Origin of the sequence: Mesorhizobium sp. M7A.F.Ca.CA.004.12.1.1 (assembly GCF_003997835.1) — a bacterium.
Classification (GTDB): domain Bacteria; phylum Pseudomonadota; class Alphaproteobacteria; order Rhizobiales; family Rhizobiaceae; genus Mesorhizobium.
In genome coordinates, this window is the sequence record NZ_RZRK01001025.1 from 1 (window position 1) to 1,855 (window position 1,855).

At 63.2% G+C, this 1,855-nt stretch carries 3 protein-coding genes and 1 pseudogene; 2 read left to right on the forward strand and 2 right to left on the reverse strand.

Annotated features, from left to right (window positions below):
- Positions 1–297, reverse strand: a pseudogene (locus EN984_RS33110) (dihydroorotate dehydrogenase (quinone)); the annotation flags it as partial.
- Positions 294–644 (reverse strand): DUF952 domain-containing protein, encoded by a 351-nt coding sequence (locus EN984_RS33115; RefSeq protein WP_063173552.1) that lies wholly within the window; start codon positions 642–644, stop codon positions 294–296. The gene EN984_RS33115 and the pseudogene EN984_RS33110, both read right to left, overlap by 4 nt.
- A 187-nt stretch (positions 645–831) precedes the next feature.
- On the opposite strand from EN984_RS33115, the gene EN984_RS33120 reads away from it, so the two are divergent.
- Positions 832–1,248, forward strand: coding sequence for a hypothetical protein (locus EN984_RS33120; protein ID WP_127266720.1), 417 nt, complete (start codon positions 832–834; stop codon positions 1,246–1,248).
- A 120-nt stretch (positions 1,249–1,368) separates the two neighbouring features.
- Positions 1,369–1,855 (forward strand): response regulator transcription factor (locus EN984_RS33125; protein ID WP_164765855.1); only part of this gene is annotated, 487 nt, incomplete at its 3' end.

A 1,855-nucleotide genomic window follows, 5' to 3' on the forward strand; every position in this document is an offset into this window, starting at 1 on the left:
GATACGCGGCTTCGGATTGCCGGCCTGCGGCAACGGCGTGATGGTACCGACCTCGGCGAAACCGAAGCCCAGGCCAAGCAACGCGTCCGGAACCTCGGCGTTCTTGTCATAGCCGGCCGCCATGCCGATCGGATTGGGGAAATCGAGGCCGCAGACGCTGACCTTCAGCCGCGCGTCGAGCGTCGTCCGCGCACCGACCGGCAGGCCGCATCGCAGCGCCGCAATCGACATGCCATGCGCGGTTTCCGGATCGAAGGCGAACAGCAGCTTCTGGCCGAGCCGGTCGAGCACGCTCATTGCCCCTCCAGTGCCGGGAACTGGTGCACACCATCGGCGCCAAGCGGCAGTGGCCGGACCCACAGCACGGCCTTGAGGTCCAGCGGGCCATAAAGATGCGGAAACAGCGCGCCGCCGCGCGAGACCTCGTATCTCAGCGCAGCGCCCAGGCCGGCGCCGTCGATGGCGACCAGCAGAAGGTCCGTCTGGCCGGCAAAGTGCTTTGCCGCCGTTTCCCTGACCTGTGCTGCCGTTGAGAAATGGATGAAGCCATCGGCGACATCGATCGGCGCGCCGGTGAAGCGACCATGCGTTTCGGCCTCGCGCCAAGGCGCTTGCGGGGTTATCTTGTAGATAATCTGAGACATGGTTGCGCTATAGAGCAGTTCCAGGAAAAGTGTGAAACGGTTTTCCCGGGAAAAGCGCATAGCGCTTTCCCTTGGGAATTGCGTCAAAAAGATTCCGAACCAGCCATTCGGGAAAGGCCACGCCAAGGGTCTTCCCCATTTCCGGCGCAAACATGCGATATCTGAGGCCTTGGCCATGGAGGACAACATGCGTCTGCAGCACATCTTGATCCCCGCCGCGCTCGTTTCGCTGGTCGCGGCTTCAGCTTATTCGGAAGAGACCGACCGCTACCGCCTGGAAAAGTCCGATAGCGGCTTTGTCCGTATCGATACGCAGACCGGCGCCATGTCGATCTGCGAGGAACGTTCGGGCCAGCTCGTCTGCAAGATGGCGGCCGACGAACGCGCTGCTTTCCAGGACGAGGTCGACCGCCTGCAAACCTCGATGAAGGCGATGGACGAGCGCGTCACCAAGCTCGAGAATTCGCTCTCCGCCCGCCTCGAATCGAAACTGCCGAGCGAGGAGGATTTCAACAAGACCATGAGCTACATGGAGCGCTTCCTGCGCGGCTTCATGGGCATCGTCAAGGATATGGACAAGGACGACGGCGCTCAGAAGACCTGAGCGCTTCAACCAGGGGAGGCGGCGCGCTGGCTTTGCCGCTTGAAAACAGCGCGCAGCCCCTCATAATCGTCCAATTGAACCCGAAAAGCCAAAAATCATCGGGGATTTGGGGAGGGACATTTGCCGGCAGGCTATTCTTTCGTCATCGCCGACGATCACCCGCTGTTTCGCGGTGCGCTGCGCGAAGCGCTCGCCGGCATCGGCAACGTCGCCGCCATCCATGAAGCCGGCGATTTCGAGAGCGCCAAGGCGCTGGTCGTGGCCAACGAGGACGTCGATCTGGTGCTGCTCGACCTGTCGATGCCGGGCGCCAGCGGCCTGTCCGGCCTGGTCTCGCTGCGTGGCATCCATCCGGCGGTGCCGCTGGTCGTGGTGTCGGCGCATGACGATCCGGCGACCATCAGGCGGGCGCTCGATCTCGGCGCTTCCGGCTTCATCTCCAAGTCGGCCAGCATGGAGGAGATCCGCAGCGCCGTGCAATCGGTGCTTGCCGGCGACATCGCAGCACCAGCCGGCGTCGATCTCGGCATCGAGCGCGATCCCGAAATATCGGACCTCATCAAGCGGCTGCAGGCTCTGACGCCGCAGCAGACACGGGTGCTGGGCA